This is a genomic window from Streptomyces humicola (assembly GCF_024436035.1).
Classification (GTDB): domain Bacteria; phylum Actinomycetota; class Actinomycetes; order Streptomycetales; family Streptomycetaceae; genus Streptantibioticus_B; species Streptantibioticus_B humicola.
Window position 1 is genome coordinate 40,983 of the sequence record NZ_JANFNG010000022.1, and the last position, 18,448, is coordinate 59,430.

Annotated in this window: 16 protein-coding genes and 1 pseudogene; 8 read left to right on the forward strand and 9 right to left on the reverse strand. The window is 69.9% G+C overall.

The annotated features are described in order from the left end of the window. Positions 1-208: 208 nt before the first annotated feature. The 4 genes and pseudogenes from trxA to NGB36_RS23690 form a co-directional block, all read left to right on the forward strand. Positions 209-685 (forward strand): thioredoxin, encoded by a 477-nt coding sequence (trxA, locus tag NGB36_RS23675; protein ID WP_255922450.1) that lies wholly within the window; start codon positions 209-211, stop codon positions 683-685. Positions 686-701: 16 nt separating this feature from the next. Then, on the forward strand, positions 702-962 hold the full coding sequence (locus NGB36_RS23680; protein WP_255922451.1) for a UBP-type zinc finger domain-containing protein: 261 nt from the start codon (positions 702-704) through the stop codon (positions 960-962). A 33-nt stretch (positions 963-995) separates the two neighbouring features. After that, positions 996-2,690: an FAD-dependent oxidoreductase gene (locus NGB36_RS23685; RefSeq protein WP_255922452.1), complete on the forward strand. Its 1,695-nt coding sequence runs from the start codon at positions 996-998 to the stop codon at positions 2,688-2,690. Between the two features lies 1 nt (position 2,691). Beyond that, positions 2,692-3,244, forward strand: a pseudogene (locus tag NGB36_RS23690) (transposase); the annotation flags it as partial. 199 nt (positions 3,245-3,443) lie between these two features. Here NGB36_RS23690 and NGB36_RS23695 read toward each other — a convergent pair. After that, the gene (locus tag NGB36_RS23695) at positions 3,444-3,569 is read right to left on the reverse strand and encodes an ArsR family transcriptional regulator (protein WP_255922453.1); all 126 of its coding nucleotides are present in this window, start codon (positions 3,567-3,569) and stop codon (positions 3,444-3,446) included. 194 nt (positions 3,570-3,763) lie between these two features. On the opposite strand from NGB36_RS23695, the gene NGB36_RS23700 reads away from it, so the two are divergent. Further along, a complete protein-coding gene (locus NGB36_RS23700) occupies positions 3,764-4,066 on the forward strand; it encodes a GH36 C-terminal domain-containing protein (RefSeq protein ID WP_255922501.1) in 303 nt (100 codons plus the stop codon). A 157-nt stretch (positions 4,067-4,223) separates the two neighbouring features. Here NGB36_RS23700 and NGB36_RS23705 read toward each other — a convergent pair whose 3' ends face one another. The 5 genes from NGB36_RS23705 to NGB36_RS23725 all read right to left on the reverse strand — a co-directional run bounded on the left by NGB36_RS23705 (position 4,224) and on the right by NGB36_RS23725 (position 11,230). Further along, entirely contained in the window at positions 4,224-4,853 is a 630-nt protein-coding gene (locus NGB36_RS23705; RefSeq protein WP_255922502.1) for a TIGR03086 family metal-binding protein, read from the reverse strand. 294 nt (positions 4,854-5,147) lie between these two features. Next, positions 5,148-7,049, reverse strand: a complete 1,902-nt coding sequence (locus NGB36_RS23710; protein WP_255922454.1) for a condensation domain-containing protein — start codon at positions 7,047-7,049, stop codon at positions 5,148-5,150. 18 nt (positions 7,050-7,067) lie between these two features. After that, positions 7,068-7,307: a phosphopantetheine-binding protein gene (locus NGB36_RS23715; protein ID WP_255922455.1), complete on the reverse strand. Its 240-nt coding sequence runs from the start codon at positions 7,305-7,307 to the stop codon at positions 7,068-7,070. Positions 7,308-7,358: 51 nt separating this feature from the next. Beyond that, complete coding sequence (locus tag NGB36_RS23720; protein WP_255922456.1) at positions 7,359-8,732, reverse strand: preATP grasp domain-containing protein; 1,374 nt, start codon at positions 8,730-8,732, stop codon at positions 7,359-7,361. After that, on the reverse strand, positions 8,726-11,230 hold the full coding sequence (locus NGB36_RS23725; RefSeq protein WP_255922457.1) for an amino acid adenylation domain-containing protein: 2,505 nt from the start codon (positions 11,228-11,230) through the stop codon (positions 8,726-8,728). Before NGB36_RS23725 ends, NGB36_RS23720 begins: the two co-directional genes overlap by 7 nt. A gap of 520 nt (positions 11,231-11,750) precedes the next feature. Here NGB36_RS23725 and NGB36_RS23730 point away from each other — a divergent pair. Continuing rightward, positions 11,751-13,400: an LLM class flavin-dependent oxidoreductase gene (locus tag NGB36_RS23730; protein WP_255922458.1), complete on the forward strand. Its 1,650-nt coding sequence runs from the start codon at positions 11,751-11,753 to the stop codon at positions 13,398-13,400. 35 nt (positions 13,401-13,435) lie between these two features. Further along, positions 13,436-14,332, forward strand: a complete 897-nt coding sequence (locus tag NGB36_RS23735; protein WP_255922459.1) for a 3-oxoacyl-[acyl-carrier-protein] synthase III C-terminal domain-containing protein — start codon at positions 13,436-13,438, stop codon at positions 14,330-14,332. Between the two features lie 18 nt (positions 14,333-14,350). Here NGB36_RS23735 and NGB36_RS23740 read toward each other — a convergent pair whose 3' ends face one another. From NGB36_RS23740 to NGB36_RS23750, 3 genes are read right to left on the reverse strand one after another with little or no spacing between them, the layout of a single operon-like run. Beyond that, complete coding sequence (locus NGB36_RS23740) at positions 14,351-15,574, reverse strand: ATP-grasp domain-containing protein (RefSeq protein WP_255922460.1); 1,224 nt, start codon at positions 15,572-15,574, stop codon at positions 14,351-14,353. Continuing rightward, a complete protein-coding gene (locus NGB36_RS23745; protein ID WP_255922461.1) occupies positions 15,567-15,920 on the reverse strand; it encodes a hypothetical protein in 354 nt (117 codons plus the stop codon). Before NGB36_RS23745 ends, NGB36_RS23740 begins: the two co-directional genes overlap by 8 nt. 51 nt (positions 15,921-15,971) lie before the next feature. Further along, a complete protein-coding gene (locus tag NGB36_RS23750) occupies positions 15,972-17,009 on the reverse strand; it encodes a methyltransferase (RefSeq protein WP_255922462.1) in 1,038 nt (345 codons plus the stop codon). A 389-nt stretch (positions 17,010-17,398) separates the two neighbouring features. On the opposite strand from NGB36_RS23750, the gene dpgA reads away from it, so the two are divergent. Further along, positions 17,399-18,448 carry a 3,5-dihydroxyphenylacetyl-CoA synthase DpgA gene (gene dpgA, locus NGB36_RS23755; protein WP_255922464.1) on the forward strand — a complete coding sequence of 350 codons (1,050 nt, stop codon included), beginning with the start codon at positions 17,399-17,401 and terminating at the stop codon, positions 18,446-18,448.

Genomic DNA, 18,448 nt, shown 5'->3' on the forward strand with positions numbered 1-18,448 from the left:
CCAGGTCCCGAAGCGACCAAGCTGCTGGTCAGCTGGCGCCTGGGCCTGCAGGGTCCGACTGGGAAGGCGTATTTCGTCCTTTCGGGTCCACGCCATCGGCTACCCACCTCGCGCAGGCTGACAGGGTGCCGTCCATACCGCCGGGCACGGTGTCCGCAGTCAGCGGCCACAAGCCAGGGCCGCCTGATCACGGCCTGGAGGAGGTGCCATGGGTGACAGCAGGCGCGGGGTGGCGGCACGCGCGCGGACGTACACGGTCAGGTGCGGGAGCTGCGGCAAGGGGAACCGGATTCCGGCCGCCGCCGAGGGCATCCCCAAATGCGGCAACTGTCACAGCCTACTACCGTGGGTCGTGGACGCCACCGACCAGGACTTCGCCGAGATCGCCGAACAGGCTTCGCTGCCCGTCCTGGTGGACATGTGGGCGACCTGGTGCGGTCCGTGCCGGATGGTCAGCCCTGCCCTGGAACAGGTCGCGCGGGAAATGGCCGGCCGGATCAAACTCGTCAAAGTAGACGTCGACAGGTCACCGCGGTTGCAGCAGCGGTTCATGGTGCAAGCCGTACCGACCCTGCTGATCCTCGACCGAGGAAAGGAGATCGCACGGCAGGCGGGCGCAGCGCCACCCCACGTACTGCGGGACTGGGCGGAAAGAGCCCTCGCAGGCCGCACCCGGCCGACATGAGCTCCGGAGGCCAGCCATGACTGTCATGCCCGACCCTCACCTGAGCCTGGTCCGCGACGTCAGGCCCAAGACCCCGGGTTGCGAGGAGTGCCTGCGCACCGGCATGGGCTGGGTGCACCTGCGCCTGTGCCTCACCTGCGGCCATGTGGGCTGCTGCGACTCCTCACCGGGACGCCACGCCAGAGCGCACGCGGCGGCCGTCGGACACCCCATCGTCCGTTCACTGCAGCCAGGAGAGAACTGGCGCTGGTGCTTCGCGCACGAGGCGTTCGTATGAGCCGCCGACCGCAGGCTTGGCGGAGGAGTCGTCATGGATAGCAACGACGCCGTGCAGCACGAGGAGACACCCGACACACACGGTGCTTACCCACGGCTTTCGGATCAGCAGATCGAGGTGCTCAGCGTATGCGGCGAACAGCGGAAGGTGCGGGCCGGTGAAGTCCTCTTCATGGAAGGTCAGCCCTGCTCCCACTTCTTCGTCGTGCTCAGCGGCAAGGTGGCGATCGTCGAGGGCTACGGGGTGGACCAACGCGTCGTACACGTACACGGCCCGCGAAGTTTCCTCGGAGAAATGGGGCTCCTGGAAGGCCAGACCGCCTTCTTCACCGGCGTGGTTACCGAAGACGGCACGATCCTCGCGGTCCCGGTCTCCGAGCTGCGCGGACTACTGGCCAGCGAACCCGCCCTCGGCGACCTCATCCTCCGCGCATATCTGATGCGCCGCTCAGAGCTGGTGGGACGGGGAGCCGGTTTCCGGATCGTGGGCTCGGAATTCTCTCCCGACACTTGTCGTCTGCTCCAGTTCGCCGCCCGCAACCGGCTTCCCCATCACTGGATCGACCTGGAGAAGGATCGCCAGGCCGAGGCACTGCTGAACCGGCTGGGCATCGCTCCCTCCGAGACGCCCGTTGTGATCCTGGGCGGCGACAAGGTACTCCGCAACCCGGACAGCGCCGAGTTGGCCAACGCGCTGGGCTTGCGCCGTCCGGCGCCGGAGGCGGACACCCGTGACCTGCTGGTGATAGGCGCCGGACCGGCCGGCCTGGCTGCCGCCGTCTACGCCGCCTCGGAGGGCCTGCAGACGACCGTGGTGGACGACGAGGCAACCGGAGGCCAGGCGGCCACCTCGTCCCGCATCGAGAACTACCTCGGGTTTCCTGCGGGAATCTCCGGGGCGGAACTCGCCGAGCGCGCCGTGGTGCAGGCCAGCCGGTTCGGAGCCGAAATCAACGTCCCCGCCGGCGCCGTCGGGCTGGAACGGCGGGACGGCCACTATGTCGTCCGGTTCGACGACGGCGCGTCGGCCGCCTCCCGTACCGTCGTTCTCGCCACGGGCGCCCGCTACCGCCGGCTGGACGCCCCGGGCATCGAGGCGCTGGAGGGACTGGGCGTGCACTACGCGGCCACGATCTGGGAGGCGAGAAGGTGTCGTGCCGACCCGGTCGCGGTGGTGGGCGGAGGGAACTCGGCGGGGCAAGCCGCACTCTTCCTCGCCCGGCAGTCACTGCCCGTCTACCTCCTGGTACGCGGTGGCGATCTCGGCGCGGACATGTCGCGCTACCTCGTGGACCGGATCGAGCGGCATCCGCGGATCAACGTGCTGCTGCACACCGAGGTACGCGAGGTGAACGGCACCAACTGGGTCGAGTTCGTGATCGTGGAGGACAACCGCACCGGGGAGCGCCGCACCCTTCCCGTGCGCGCGCTGTTCGTCTTCATCGGGGCCGTCCCGTGCACATCCTGGCTCGCGGGAGTGGTGGCGCTCGACTCGCGCGGCTTCGTGCTCACCGGCCAGGACGCACTGCCTGCCTGCGACGAGGACGAGTGGGGACACCTCGACCGTATCCCCATGGCGCTGGAGACCAATCACCCGGGACTCTTCGCCGTGGGTGACGTGCGCAGCGGATCGATCAAGCGCGTCGCCTCCGCCATCGGCGAGGGCGCCATGGCCGTACGCCTGCTTCACCAGCGTCTTAGGGAGGTGGGAGCGACCGTACCTAGATGATGCCCGGCGCGAGCACGGCATCGACCTGCACGGGCCGATCGCCGCCAGCACCGCCGCTACGGCCGGCGGCCCCTTCGGGCAGGACGCGTTCACCATCGATTGGAATCGCGAGCAGGTGACCTGCCCGATCGGCGCCGTCAGCACACAGTGGGCCGAGCGGCATTCCCAGCAGGGCCTGCCCGTCATCCGGGTCCGTTTCACCCCGGCCGACTGCCGCCCCTGCCCTCACCTGCGAGACTGCGCCAACCCACCCAAGGCCAAGCGCCGCGAGCTGAACCTGCGGCGCCGGGACGAACACGAAGTTGTCCGCGAGGCCCGCGCTGAGCAGCAGACCGACGAGTGGAAAGAGCGCTACAAGATCCGGGACGGAGTCGAGGGCACCATGGCCGGGGCGTGTTCCGGTGCGGTCTGCGCAGATCCCGCTACCGCGGCCTGGCGAAGACAGCCTCCAGCACCAGCTCACCGGCGCCGCGATCAACCTCGCCCGCATCGACGCCCAATTCGCGTACCACGTCAGCGAGATCGTTCCTGCGAAGCAACACGTTGATTCTTGACGGCTTCACTGGCTGGGGCAGCGTCGGCACTCTCCTCTATGCCCGAGCCGCTTGCAGGCCGACCGTGACGTTTGCCGTCACTGCGCGAATCGGATTCTCAGGGAGGGGGGTCGCCGTGGCACCCTCGGTGCGAAGTTCCTGGAGCAGCTTCTTGGCTTGAGCCAGGAGTTTCTGCTGGCGTTCGATGCGCTTGATTTGTTCATCGAAGCGTCGCTGTGCGTGCCATCACTCCCGACTCCCGCAGGACCTTCAGATGGTGCGAGAGCGTCGACTTGGCGATGGGGTAGTCGAGTTGCCCGCAGACCCGGGAGCCTTCCAGGTGCATGACACGTGCGATGTCCCGCGCCGAGCGTTCGCTCGTAGCGGGTATCCGTTGTGGCAGGCTCCCTCGGCGTCGGCATCGCGTGGAGCTGGCCTGTCCGGCGTGAAAATCCCGGTTCGGATTGCTGACCCGGGCGTTTGTCTGGCCAGGGTTAGACATCCCATACGCGGTGGGCGTCAAGCTGCGGCTTGGTGTTGGTGTGTCTGCGGCGCCCAGGCGGCGACTTCGTCGTAGGTGCTGCGCTGCGGAGGCAGCCGTGCACGAAACACTGCAGGCAGGTCTTCGCGCTGGTGTGGCAGCAGGTCCCCCGCCACGGCACGCCGCGCCCCGTTCTCAGGCTCGCCGGCCTGGATCCCGACGCACGGTACCGGGACACCCGTACCGGTACCGTGCACCACGCGTCGGTACTGACCGGGCACGGGATCGCACCCGAGCTGCCGGCCGGGGACTGGTCGAGCGAAGTCGGCAGACGATGTCGGGTCCCGCACCCGGCCACGTAGCGGCCCCGCAGGTCAGCGCCTCTGCAGAACTGAAGGCGTGTCACCTCACGGGAGACCGCGCACACTGCTTGACCTTCTGCGATTTCCCGAGTGCGGTTGCAGCATTAGGAGCGTCATGCCAGTGCCGGAGACCGGTCGGTAATGAGGGCACACGACCTCAGTGATCGCGTCGAGGCGTCCTTCCCATTCGGTGCAGTAGTCGCATCTGCTGCGATGCGTCGTGGTCGAGTACTCCCGGGGGAACGGCAAAGAAACGGTGGGTAGTTTCAACAGCGGTGGGCGTCTCAGGAAGTCCTTGATAGATGTCGTCGAGGTGCTCGTCGATCCATGCGACGAGGCTGGGATCGAGGGTGTCGTCCAGACCGACAGCCCGGGCGAGATCCCATGTGTGGACCGTGGTGTCCGTGATCCTCACGGCTAGTGCTTGCTGGCCGGTCACCGGGCCCAGGGGATAATCCAGAACCTGCTGCAGGGCGCCGGCCCTTCCGAAGGCTCGTGCGCATTCCTGGACGGATCGGGTGTACGCGCAAGTCGGATCGGTACCCAGCGCGTCAGCATCCCGTAGTCGTAGGAAGCCCGCACCGTCACCACCGTGCAACAGGCGGACGTAGTTAAGGTTGCCCCGAGTCACGTGGTTGACCAACTGCCGCACGGTCCACTCCGTGCAGGGAGTTGGCCAGGTCCACTGCTCGGATTGCACTGCTCGCAGCATTTTCTCAAATCCGCTGCTGGTCAGGAGGAATCGATCGATGAGCCCGTCGAAGAGAATGACCATGCGGACCAGCATGCTGGCCACGGGCGGCTAATGCCGGTAGCCACTGGCGGCCGTGTCCGGATTCCGGTTTGAGAGTTGTCCGGCCCACACCGAAGACAAGAATGTAAGAAAGTCTGAATAATGCTGGCCGCGGGTGCAATTATCACGCAGCGACGTTGCGGGTGCCGATAAATCATCCGCCCAGGTGACGGCCTTGATCACCATGTCTGGCTGCGCCCGCCGATCAACCCGCTTCTTCACGTAGGCAGCGGCGGGCGGCATCATGATCTGTCGTGCACTCAGTCGGCACCGTTTGAATTTCGTCGCTCACCAGAGGTAACTCGCGCCGTCCACCGGACCGGTGGGCACCGGCCGCAGGGCGCGGGCCACCGAGCGCAGGGTGCACGGGGATGAGAAGTGGTGTGAACGCAGGCCCACCAGGCCGCGGCGGCGCAGGGTCTCCACTACGGCGGGGGCGGCGAGGGCCAGGCCGCCGGCGGCGACGTAACTGAGTGCCATGTTCTCCACCGGGTGGCCGTGCGTCTCCCGGATCGCCTCGGACAGCTCCCGCTCCTCGGCGGTCGACGGGACCAGCACGGGACTGGCGTGCGCGGGCCGCCAGCCGTCCGCCGGGGCGTCGGCCGGCCACCATGTCGTATCGCCGCCGGCGTCGGTCGCGAGCAGCGGCAGGTAGCGGTGCGGGGCAACGACGTCCAGGTTGTGACCGAGGTGGGCCAGCACGTGCTCGTGCACGTCGAACAGCGAGGTACCCGGAGCCACCGCCAGTCGGGCCACCACCTCCCGGTCGTCGGTGTCGACCCGCACCGCTCGGACCCCGGGGGCCGACCGCAGCACCCGTTCGACCGAGCCCGGGTGAACCCAGCTGCCGGCCACCGGCCGGCACCGCGTGGCGGCCGCGAACCCGTCCGGCAAGAGGACATCGGCCTCCCGGACCGGCGCCCGCGGTGTGTCCGCCATGAATTCCAGCAGGCGTGGCAGCACGTCGACGAAGGCGTGGACGGTCCGTTCCGGAAGCATCAGCGCGTCCACGTCGAAGTCGACCGTGACGCGGGTGCCTTGTACATAGACGTAGACCACGCAGCACCACGGGCGACCGGTGCGGTCCCACTCATCGGTGCACCCGGTCAGCAGCGCCGGACCGGACGTGGCGGCGTCGCCGGGAGCGGCGGGCCTGGACGGGCCCTGGAAGTTGAAGAAAACCGGGACCACCGAACCGACCCCGCGCGCGGCGGCGGCCCGCGAGCGGGACTCCGGCGGGGTGTGGCCATGGCGCAGATCCTCCTCGTAGGAACGGAGCGTCGCCGCGCACATCGTGCCCAGCGCCGTGTCGAAGCCGGCGTCGTCGTCGATCTCCACCAGCATGTCGACGGGGCGCATCTGGCATTCGATGCCGTGGTCCGGTTCGACCCGGTGGGCTACGTAGTTGGAGCAGAGCATCTCGCGCCGCCCGGAGTAGCGGGAGAGCAGCCACGCGATGGCGAACATGAAGACCATCGGGCGGGTCGCCGTGCTCGCGGCGCAGATCCGGTCCACCAGCGGCAGCAGCCCCTCGTACCGGGCAGAGGTGAACAGGTAGCGCGGCTCGGGAACGTCACCCGCGGCACGTGGCGCGGGCACCTGGGGGGCCCGGACAGACGGGTCGGTCCGGGCCCGGCCGGCAGCGGCGGCGGGCAGCGGCCGCACCGTGTCCGCGACTCGGTCCAGCGGCTGCCGGAGCGGCAGCGGCGCCGCGCGGCCGTGGCACAAGGCGAGAAACTGCTCCTGCCAGTTCCGCAGGCCGGCGCCGTCACTGATGATGTGGTCGAAGACCAGGCTGACGAAGCGGACCTCGCCCTGCTCGGCGAAGAACCGGACGGCCCACAGCGGCCGCGGCGAGTCGGCCCCCACGGACAGCGACGTCGACCGGCGCTGGTACTCCTCCAGCGTGGCCAGAGGAGCGACCGACACCGGAGGCCGGAAGGCCGCCGGGTCCAGGACGGCCTGGCAGGGCAGGCCGTCCGGTCCGACGACGAAGAGCGTGCGCAGGATCTCGTGCCGGGCGATGAGTGCCGAGAACGCCGCGGTGGCCGTGTCGACGGCGATGCCGCGGGGTATCTCCCACAGTTTGCTCCACGAGGGGAACAGCTCGCCCTGACCGCGCCAGTAGGACCGCAGCCACATGCGCTGCTGCGCCGGGGTGAGCGGTCCGCTGCGGATGACACTCGACATGGTTGGTCGCGCCGTCGGTCAGGAGGCCGCGGCGGCCAGCCGGGAGTCGAGCAGCCGGGCGAGTTTGCCGAACTCTTTCTCCACCACCACCTCTATCGCGTCCACCGAGACGCCGAACGTCTCCTGGATCCGCGCGGCCAGGTGGACGGCGGTGATGGAGGTACCGCCGCAGTCGAAGAAGTCCGTGTCGCCGGTCACCTCCTCGCAGTTGAGCAGATCGGCCCACAGCGCGGCCAGCTTCGTCTGTGCGTCGTGCACGGTTCGCCCTCCGGTTCGGTCATGCAGGAATGTGGTGCGATGAGCTGTTGCTCAGCCGGCCGCGGTGAACAGCGGGGCGAGCGCGCGGTCGCAGGCCCATGCCCGGTCCAGGTCCTCGGCGACCACGCAGTACATGACGCCGTTGGTGCCGTCGAAGGCGTTGGTCAGGACCACGCCGGTTCGGTTCTGCGGCGTGTACGCCAGGCCCGCTTCGGTCAGGCGGGCCAGCGTCGTGGCGAACGACGGGGTCGACCAGCCCTCCGGCCAGACCCGTTCGAGGATGATCCGGTCTTTGCCGTAGCCGGGACCGACGACTGTCTCCCCGATCACCCCGTAGATATGGGTCGAGCCGGTGACCCGGCCGTTGAACTCGGTGAACAGCACCTCCCGTTCAGGGGTGACGATCGCGTCCGGGCAGACGACGCCGCGGTAGCCGATGGCGTACAGCCCGCGCGCCAGCCGTTCGGCGCCGTCGATGAGGGCGGCGTACACTTCGGGCTCCAGGCCGGGTGCGGGCATCACCTGGCCGACGGCATAGGGGGCGGACAGCAGTTCACCGGTGCCGGCGAGCCGCGGGCCGTCGTCGTCGACCAGATACTCGGCGAAGAAGGCCGAGCTGTCCGGCACATAGCGCTCGACCACCGGGCGGCCGCGGCCCTGGGCGGTCAGCCACTCCCAGCGGTCCTCCAGGTAGCCGCGTACGTCCGCGCGGCCGTGGACGGTCACCACACGGCGGGCGCCGATCGGCCGGACAGGCCGACCCGCGGCGAGGATCTCGTTGCCGTGGCCGCCAGAGAGGAAGTCGTGCTTGACCACGACCGGTTCGCCGCCGGCGAGCAGGTCGAGGATGGCCTGCTCGGCGACCTCCCGGCCGGTGCAGACCTGACCGGGCGGCACGGCGGCACCCACCCCGCCGGCCACCGCCCGGAACATCGACTTGCTGTTGGTGAGCATCCCTCCCGCCTGGGCGACGAATCCGTGCCCCGGCATGGCGCGCTCGACGCCCAGCGAGCGCGCGAGCCGGGCCACCGCCGGGTCCGGCCACAGCGCCGACAGGTGCACGACCTCGCGGTCGCCGACCGCATCGGCGATGGCGGCCGCGCACTTGGGGTCCGCGAGCCGCTCCGGGGTCAGGGCGCCTTCGGTGCCGGGCGTCGCGGGCGGCGCCACGAAGGCGAGGGAGGCAGGATCGGTGCCGGTCAGCCCGGTCACGTAGGCCACGAAGTCGGCCTGGGGCGCGGTCGGCAGCACCAGGACGTCGCCGTCCCGGGCGAACCACACCAGACGCTGCACCCACCACCCGGTCCATCCCCGGTCGTCTCGCACGTCCTCACTGAAGTCGTTGCCCACGAGGATCCGGGTGGTGGGGTGCGTCCCCCATCCGTTGTCCGGGACTTCGGCCCGGTCGCGCGTCAGGATCAACACGACTGCTCCTGTTCGACGTGCTCACCGATGGCCCGGGTCACGGCGGCCACGGTCGGGCTCTTGAGGAAGTCGATCAGCGGGATGTCCACCCCGAACTCGTCGCGGACGGCCGACAGCATCTCCAGTACTCGGAGGGAATCGCCGCCGCTGACCATGAAACTGGCATTCACCCCGACGGCGGTGACGCCCAGGACCCGGCACCAGATGTCCGCCACCGACTGCTCGACGGGCGTCCGCGGGGCGTCGTCACCGCTGCGGGGCAGCTCTTCCGGCAGCGGGAGCGCGCACCGGTCGAGCTTGCCGGTGGGACCGACCGGAAAGCCGTCCAGCACCGTGATCCGCCAGGGCACCGCGTAGTCGGGCAGGATCCCGGCCAGATAGCTGGTCAGCTGCTCGACGTCGGGCGGGAACGGGGTCGCGGCGGTGACATAGGCGAGCAGCCGGTCCCCGCCGGAGCGCTCGTCGCCGATGAGCGCCGCCTGGGCCACGGTGGGGTGCGCGCGCAGCGCGGCCTCGATCTCGCCCGGTTCCAGCCGGTGGCCGCGGACCTTGAGCTGCCGGTCCTTGCGCCCCTGAAAGACCAGGGATCCGTCGGGCCGGCGGCGCACCAGGTCGCCGGTGCGGTGAAAGCGGACACCGTCCGGGCCGGTGCCGAAGGCCCGCGCGGTCGCCTCGGGCTGCCGCCAGTAGCCGGCCGCCACGCGGTCGCTGACGATCTCGAGTTCGCCGTACACCTCGGTCGGGTGCCCGTCCGGGTCGAGCAGGCGGACCCGCACGCCGTTGGCCGGGTGACCGACCGGCAGCACTGCGCCGGTCAGGTCGGCACGGCCGGCCAGGTGTTGGAGCGCCACTGTGCACTCGGTGGGCCCGAGCCCGTTGACCAGTGCACTGTCCGGCGGGAACGCGGCCAGGAACCGCCGGAAATCCTGCCGGCCGGCCTCCTCACCGCCGAGCACCACCATGCGCACCGTGGCCAGTTGCGGTGTGGGAGGGCCCGACTCCGGCAGGTCGCCGACCAGGTGGCGGAAGAGCGTCGGAGTGCAGTGCACCACGGTGGTGCCGACCGCGGCAAGCCGTTCGCGCAGGGCCGGCGCGGGCAGCAGCGGGTCGACGACGTGCAGGCTCGCGCCGCTCAGCAGGGCACCGAACAGGTCCATGACTGCCGCGTCGAAGGTGAAGCGGGCCAGCAGTGGCAGCCGGTCCCCGGGGCCCAGGCGTATTCGATCGGCGTAGGCCAGCGCGTGCTCCAGGACATTGTGGTGCGTCTGCTCCACCGCCTTGGGCCGGCCCGTGGAGCCGGAGGTGAAGAGCAGGTACGCGGGGGAGCCGGCCGCGACCGGAGCCGGAGCCGGCGCGTCGGCGGTCGGGCCCACCGGGTACAGCGGAACCACCTGTCGGCCCTTTGCCAGTACGCAGGCACGACCGGCCAGCGCCGGGCTGCAGGCGATGGCGGTCACATCAGCGCTCGCCAGGATCCGCGACAGCCGGCCATCCGGCATCCGCGGGTCCAACGGTACATAGGCAGCGCCGGACTTCAGGGCTGCCCACACCCCGAGGACGGCGTCCACGTCGTGCTCACAGAGCAGCGCGAGCCGGGTGCCCGGCCCGGCCGACCGCCGCAGCCGATGGGCCAGGACCGTGGTGACCCGGTCCAGCGCGGCGTAGCTGTAGTCGCCGCCAGCGCCGCTGAGCGCGGGGAGGTCCGCGTGCTCGGCGGCCACCGCGGACAACCGCTGCGGCAACGACTCCTGCGGCCCGGCGGGGGCGAGTGGCCGGTATCCCGGCGGGGTTGGCGGCGCCCACAGCGGCGGTGGTCCGGGCTCGTCGAGCAACCGGAGGTCACGTAGGGGAAGTTCGGGCCTGCGAGCGGCCTCGGTCAGCAGCGTCACCAGGTGGCGCAGCATCCAGGCGGCCGTCGCGCGGGCGAACAGGCTCGCGTTGAAGCCCAGGCACAGCACCGCGACCCCGTCCCGGCGTTCCAGGGACAGATCCAGGTCCGGCTCGGCGTCCGGGTCCGGCCCCGCGCCGGGTGCCAGCAGGACCACGCGGACCAGCCCGAAGCCGGCCGGGACCAGGTCCGTCGCGGGAAGTTCGGCGGCATGCCGCAGGTCACGGCCGGCGGTCCGCGCCGTCCGTTCGACCTCCTCGGCGAAGGTTAAGTCGGGTTCGACATCCACCCGTACCGGGAGTGGCCCGGCGGTCGGGGCCGGGTCGCCTGGTGTCCGGTGGTCCAGGCCGATCACCGGATGGGCTACTGCGGTGTGCCGGTGCAGCACGACGGCGAACGCGGTGAGCAGCGCGGCCGCCGTTCCGTCACCGCCCGAGGTGTCGTCCGGGCCGAGGAGTGCGGCCGCGCCACCGCCGAGCGAGACCTCCTCGACCGCCCGACGGTACTCGCGGGCAGTCAGCCGGGGCGTGTCCGTCGCCAGTTCGACCGGCGCCGCGCCGGCGAGGCGTTCCGGCCAGTAGCCGGTGTCCCGGCTGGGCGTGCTCCCCATGCTTCCCCCTGATCCTCGTGTCCGTCATCGCGGAGCCGGTGGACCGGTCAGCTTTGGCCGCAGTACGCGCCGCATTGGACCGCACAACGTAAACCGTTTCAGGGGGTCCCCTCATGGTGCGTGTACCACGCATTCGACTTCACCCCGCCGAGCCCGGCCACTGTGACACGGGTCGATCAGAGCGTCAAGCAATACCGTCCGTCGCCGATGTCGACCGGTGCACCGCGGCACCAAGGAATTCGACCCGCCGGTCGGCCGTGTCCAAGTGCGTCTGGGAATCCTTGACACCCCCTGCCTCGGACCATAGCCTGACTGGCGCTTGGGGATCGTGCTGTCGTGCCCAGGGGGATTCATCTGACGTCGGGCCACGTTGACCTGCGTTGCTTCGCTGGAATTCACAGGACCCATTGAATGCTCCGATTGTTTTTGTGCCCGCCGCTACTGCGGTGACGTGCCGTGCCGAATTACACCTCGCACGACTGGGTGTACGTTCCCGTTCCCGGACATGAGGTGAACACCAGTGATTGACGACGCGTTCATGGAGACCGTGGCGACGCTGTCGGTCCCCGAGACGGGCACGGACTCCACCGCCCCGCTGCTGTATCGGCTCATCCGATCGGTCCGCCCGCGGCGCGTCCTTGCAATCGGCATGGGCTACACCACCCCGTTTCTGGCCATGGCGCTGCAGGACAATGCCACGGCCGAACCGCAGCCGTCGTCCGAAACCGGCCACGACGACGTGCCCCACCGGCCACGGCTGGTGTGCGTCGACCGGACGTCCGACCCCGCCTCCTGCATGCCCCAGGCGCTGAAGGTGCTCGACCGGCTGGGCGTCCGGGACTTGTGCACGGTGATCGAGAGCGGCCCGCGCGGGGCGGCCCACACGGTCCGCGACGAGCTGGGACTGATCGACTTCGCCTGGATCGACACATGGGACACGCCCGCGTTCCTGCGCGAGTACGGGCCGCTGCTCAACCCGGCCGGCGGCATCCTGGCCGGCCCGCACGGCGAACTGCTGGAGGTGACCAACCTGCGCGCACGGCACCGCACTGGCCGGCACGGCGCCACGCTGATCAGCCGCATCCGCGACCACGCCGATCCGCAGGAGCTGCGGCCGCAGGCCGCCGGCGGCGACCCGACCGGGGTGGAGGTCCACTCGGTCACCCCGGAGTCGGTCAGCGAACACCAGCAGTTCCGAACCGGATTCCTCGAGCGGCTGACGCACGCCGCCCAGGCCTCGGAGGAGGCCGGCTGGTCCGGCATCCTGGTCCCGCACAACCTGCACGAGGTGGACCCCTGGATCGTGGCGACGTACCTGGGGGCCGTGACGACCTCGCTCGTGCCGCTGATCGCGGTGCAGCCGGCCTGCACGCCGCCGCATACCGCGGCCGCTTGCGCCGCGGCGTACGCGAGGCTCTACGGGAGGCCGTTGGACTTCAACCTGGTGGCCGGGGCCCGGGATGACGAGATGCGCCGGATCGGGGACACCCTCAGCCATGACGAGCGCTACGACCGGATGCGCCAGTACGGGCGGATCCTGCGGGCGCTGCTGAACGGCGAGGAGGTCGACGAGTGCGGCTCCCACTACACCTACCGCGGTTTCCGGCTGGAGCCGCGACCGCAGGTGCTGGAGAAGTGCCGGATCTTCGTCGCCGGCTCGTCGCCCGCGAGCCTGGCGACCGCCCGGGAGATCGCCGACGTTGTCGTCACGCACCCCGCGCCGTTCGACGAGTGGCGTGAGTCGTTCCTGGAACCGCTGCTGGCCAGTGGCTACACCGGCCGGATCGGCATTCGCATCGGCCTGTTGTGCAGAGCGGACGGCGACGTGGCGTGGCGCACGGCCGAGGAACGCTTCCCCGAGTCGTGGGCCGGACGCCAGGAGACGCTACTGAAGACGCGGTCGCAGAACGTCTGGTCCCGCCAACTGGCCCTGCGGGCAGTCGAGGAAGGCCCGCAGACGGCCGCCGCGGCGCGTGAGCCGTACTGGCTCGGGGCCTTCCGTAGCGGCCGGGCCAGCGCGCCGTTCCTGGTGGGCGCCTATGACGAGGTGGCCGAGCGGCTCGCCGAGTACGTCGGCGCCGGGGTCGGGCATGTGCTGCTCAACGGCGGGCTGGAAGAGGACTATCCGCACATCCGCCGGGCGGTCGAACGTGCCGCGGGTTCGATGTGAACCATCCGCCGAACACTCAGGGACCCGACCAGACCATGCCGACCGTCTACCTGTCGTCCATCGGCCACGTCCACGGCGAGCCGCGTGAGGTGTCGGAACTCGACGCGCTGCTGCCCGCGCCCGCTCCGGCCGGCGGCGGACTGGCCACCTACCGGGCCAGCGACCTGGACACCTGGGAGCTGGCGGCGCTGGCCGCCGAACACACCCTGCTCGGCTGCCCGTCTTCCCCCGACGTCCTGCTGTACGTGACCCAGAACGACGCCGACACCGTCGACTCGCTGGCCCGCCTGATGTACCGGCTCGGCCTGCTGGACGTTGAGCACCTGGTGGTCGCCGGGCACGACTGCGGCAACTTTGGCCCGTCACTGCGCGTCGCCATGGATCTGCTGCGCGATCCGGCCCGCGAGCGGGTGCTCCTCGTGCTGGCCGACCGGGCCGGCAGCGCCCGTCGCCGGGTGATGGCCAACGGGATGTCGGTGTTCAGCGACGGTGCGGCGGCCTGCCTGGTGACCGCGCGGGAGCCCGGGGGCGGCGGCCCGCGATTCGCCGTGGAGGCGGTCGCGACGCGCACCCGGGTGCGGCCGGACGCCGGCGACGGCGCCCAGGCGGGCATTCTCGCGACGGTGGAACTGGCCCGCGGGAGCGTCTCCGACCTGGCACGGATCACCGGCCTGGCGGTCATGGAGTACGACCACGTGATGTTCGCCAACTACCGTACGGACTCACAGCAGTTCCTCGCCCAGGCCATGGGATTCCCGCCGGAGAGACTGCTGCTCGGCTCCGTCGGCCGGCTTGCGCACTGCTTCTCCGCCGACATCCTGGTCACCCTGGACGAGCAGTACACGACCGGTGGGCTCGCACCCGGCAGCCGGCTGCTCGCCGCGGCGACCGGCCCGTCCTCCTGGTCGACGATCGCCCTTCGCACCCTGTGACGTGCCCGGACCCGTCCGTCAGCGTGCCGGTTCCGCGACAAGCCGGTAACGTCTGATCACCTCGGCCGCCGCCGCCTCCACGCCGGCGCTGTCGGCGGCGCGCAGCAGGAAGCGGCCGCCGATGTGGTCGTAGCCCCCGTCCCCGGTGAAGACCCGGCCCACCTCGGGAAGGATCTCCCCGTAGACCTCCGGGACCAGGTCGAGCAGCGGTGTGCGCGAGACCACCCGGGAGGGCAGCGGGCGGGGTTCCGGAACGGCCACCCAGCCGCCACCCCTGGGCTGGGGCAGTCGGGCGGGGTCGGTCGCCGGGGGCAGCCCGAGGGTGACGCGGAAGGCCTCGGCGAACAGGTCGATGCCGAACAGGTCACGGTGGATCGTCGGGATGTCGGCACCGCCGGGGCGGATACCCACCTCCAGGAAGACCAGTTCGCCGCTGTCCGCCTCGATCAGTTCCAGGTGGAATGGACCGTCGTCGAGCCCGAGCGCGTCCAGGCACCCGGCGGTGAAGGCCACGGCGCGGTCGGCGCGCGGGCCCGGGTCGATGACGGCGGAGCCCATCGGCAGGCCGTGGGCGAAGTCCAGGCAGGTGTTGAGGTAGGCGGACGCGCTGACGAAGTGGAAGCCGCCGCCGCGGCGGATGCCGTCGATATGCAGCACCGTGCCGGACACGTACTCCTCGCACTGGTGGTCGGCCCGGTCCACGTCCTTCAACGCGGTGCGCAGTTCCTCCAGGTCCTCGATGACGACGACGCCGCGGGAGGCCGCCTCCGCCCTGGGTTTGAGGACCAGGGGGAGCCCGACGGCCTCGGCCACGGATTCGGCGCTGCTGCCTTCGTCCAGTGCCACGAAGGCGGGCACCCGCAGCCCCGCCGCGGCGACCGCCTGCTTCATCGTCGGCTTGTCCTTGAACCGGCGGACGAAGTCCTCACGCCAGCCGGGGACTTCGAGGTCCGCGCGCAGCCGGGCGGTGGCGATCACGTCGCGCTCGGAGATGCCGACCACGCCGTCGAACGGCCCGTGCTTGGCCATCAACGCCTCCGCCTTGGCCAGCAGCGTGTCGTGGCCGAGGCTGTCGACGACGACGGTGTCGAGCGCGGCCGAGCGGTCGATGACCGGCAGCCCGGCAGGCAGCGTCACAAAGGCCAGCCTGCAGTCGATACCGGCGGCGAACCTCTGGTAGTGACCGCATTCATCGTCGAAACGGTTGATCACCAGATACTGGGGAATGCGGTGGTCAGACACAGCGCACCATGTCCTCGATGCGGGCCCGGCGCTCCAGGGCCTCGGGGTAGGCGTCGGCGACGAACAGCGCGCAGCCGAGCCGGCAGCGGAAGTCTCCGTACGGCTGCAGCGTGTCGCCCGGTCCGGCGGTCATGCTCACCTCCTGGACGAAGTCGGCCTCTCGCAGGCGTTCCAGGACGTCGACGGCGGTCAGCACCCGGTCCGGCAGGACGCGCTCCTCGCGGTTGTAGAAGGCGACCACGGTTTCCAGCCCGAGGTCGTGTGCCGCGTACATCAGGTCGAACGCCGAGGTCGTCGGTTCGACAATGAGCACTCGCTTGCGGTCGTGCGAAGATGTGTCAGGCATCCCGTCAGCCCCCGTCACTCTGTCGAGATCACTGCCGTGGCCGATCCGGCGCTACTTCGTCCCGGTGCTGAGCCCGTGTTCGTACGAGAGTCCGGCGGTCGTCCGCACGTCGTTGAAGCCGGCCCGGCGCAGCCACTCCTCGTAGTCGCGGGCCGGGTACGCCATTCCGCGGCCACTGGCCAGCACGTTGAAGTACAGGCCGAGGCGGGCGCCGAAGATGCCGTCGGTCTCGTCGTCGGAGACGTTGTAGCCGTAGGCGAGGACCCGTCCGCCCGCGGGCAGGGCGTCATACGCCTTGCCCAGCAGGTGCATGATCTCCTTCTCGGAGAAGATCTCCAGCACATGGCTGAAGAGCACGGCGTCGGTGCCGCCGGGGAAGTCGTCCTGGAACATGTCGCCGGGGTGCAGATCGACCCGGTCGGGGAAGCTCGTCGCTGCCCGGTCGAGTCGGGAGACGCTCGGCATGTCGAACACGGTGCACTTCAGGCCGGGGTAGCGCGCGGCGAGCCGGGCCGACGTGGTGCCGTCGCCGCCGCCCACGTCCAGCAGGTGCCGCACCGAGGCGAACTCCGGTTGACAGACCAGCGAGTCGACCGAGCGCAGCGTGAAGGCGCTCATCGCCCGGTGGAAGACCGCTTCCAGCTGCGGGTTGTGCGCCAGCCGCTGATAGAGCGTGGGCTCGTCGCCGGGGTGGTCGGCGAGGGCGGTGTTGGTGCCGCCGCGCAGGGCCGTGGTCATCTGGCCGAAGGCCGGGTAGTAGATCTCTTTCCAGCCGATCAGTATGTGCGCCCAGCTGTCCTCCGCGTCCGAGGCCAGCAGGTCGCTCGCGACCGGGGAGTTGACGTACCCGCCGTCCTCGCGGCGCACCAGCCCGGTGGTGCAGACCGCCTGCAGCAGGACGCGCAGCTGGTGGGCCGGGACGCCGGTCGCCGAGCCGATCCGCTCCGCGTCGCAGCCTGGCTGCTCGGCGAGGAGGCGGAAGATGCCGAGTTCGACCGCCGTGGTTACCGCGTTGAACAGGGCTGGTGCGTTTACCAGGAAATGAAACCGGTCCAGAACGGGATCGTCGTCCCCGTGCGGATTGGTCACGTTTGTCCTTAATCGAACGTTGGGCTTGATGACGGTCTCCATGCCGCCATGCCGCGAAGGTCATGCCATAACGAAAAGGACTCCGTTCGTGATCTTAAGAAAATGGCGTGCCGGGCGTCAACGGCGCCCCTCTGTGACGCAGGTCACGATGGGCCACTCGTTGCGACGGTCAAATCCGTGTGCTTGCATGAATGAGCGGTTGTGATGCCCGATCCGGAATTGATTATTTCCTGGCTGCCGGCGGCCGGCGCGGGCATCGTTTCGGGGAATACGATGGGCTCCTTGACACGGAGTTTTGCGGGGGACGAGACGTGGCACAGATGGTTCACTCGCGGCGCACGGCACCAGTGGGAATCGGTGAAGAGACCGGGGAGTTATTCCCCAGAATCATGGGTGTCGGCACGGCCTGGCCGGATACCTCCTACACCCAGCAGGAAATGCTGGACACTTTTGGCATCACCGACCCGCGGGTGAGATCGGTATTTCTGAACAGCGCCATCGAACGGCGCGGACTCACCCTGCCCCCGCTGGCCGCGGACGGCTCGCCGGTTGTCGAGACCCAGGGGGAATTGCTGCGGAAGCATGTGCGCAGCGGTCTGGCCATGGGGCGCGAGGCCGTCACCAGATGCCTCGCGGACGCCGGAGCCGAGGTGGCGGACATCCGCTACCTGTGCTGTGTCACTTCGACCGGGTTCGCGACGCCCGGCTTCTCAGCCCTGCTGCTGAAATCCCTGGGCATCGAACCGTACTGCGCGCGGCTGGACGTGGTCGGCATGGGCTGCAACGCCGGGCTCAACGCCCTGACAGCCGTGGCCGGCTGGGCCGGCGCGCACCCCGGCGATCTCGCGCTGATGGTCTGCATCGAGGCGTGCTCCGCCGCCTATGTCTTCGATGGAACCATGCGCTCTTCCGTCGTCAACAGCCTCTTCGGTGACGGGTCTGCGGCCGTCGCCGTGCGCGCGGCCCCGGCACCCGCCGACCCCGAGAGCGATCCGGCCGGTGCGGCGATCCTGCGCTTCTCCAGCCGCATCATCCCGGACGCCATCGACGCCATGCGCTACGACTGGGATGACGACCACGGCAAGTTCAGCTTCTCTCTGGACCCGCAGGTGCCCTACGTCGTCGGGGCGCACGCCGAACTCTCCCTCTCCAGGCTCCTGGACGGCACCGGTCTGCAGCCCTCCGACATCGCCCACTGGATCGTGCACTCCGGGGGGAAGAAGGTCATCGACTCGGTTCGGGTGAACCTCGGACTGACCCGTCACGACGTGCGGCACACCATCGGGGTGCTGCGCGACCACGGCAACGTCTCCAGCGGGTCATTCCTGTTCTCCTACCGTCGGCTGCTCGACGAGGGATGCATCGAACCGGGCGACTACGGCGTCCTGATGACCATGGGACCGGGATCAACCATCGAGATGGCCTTGGTGGGATGGTGA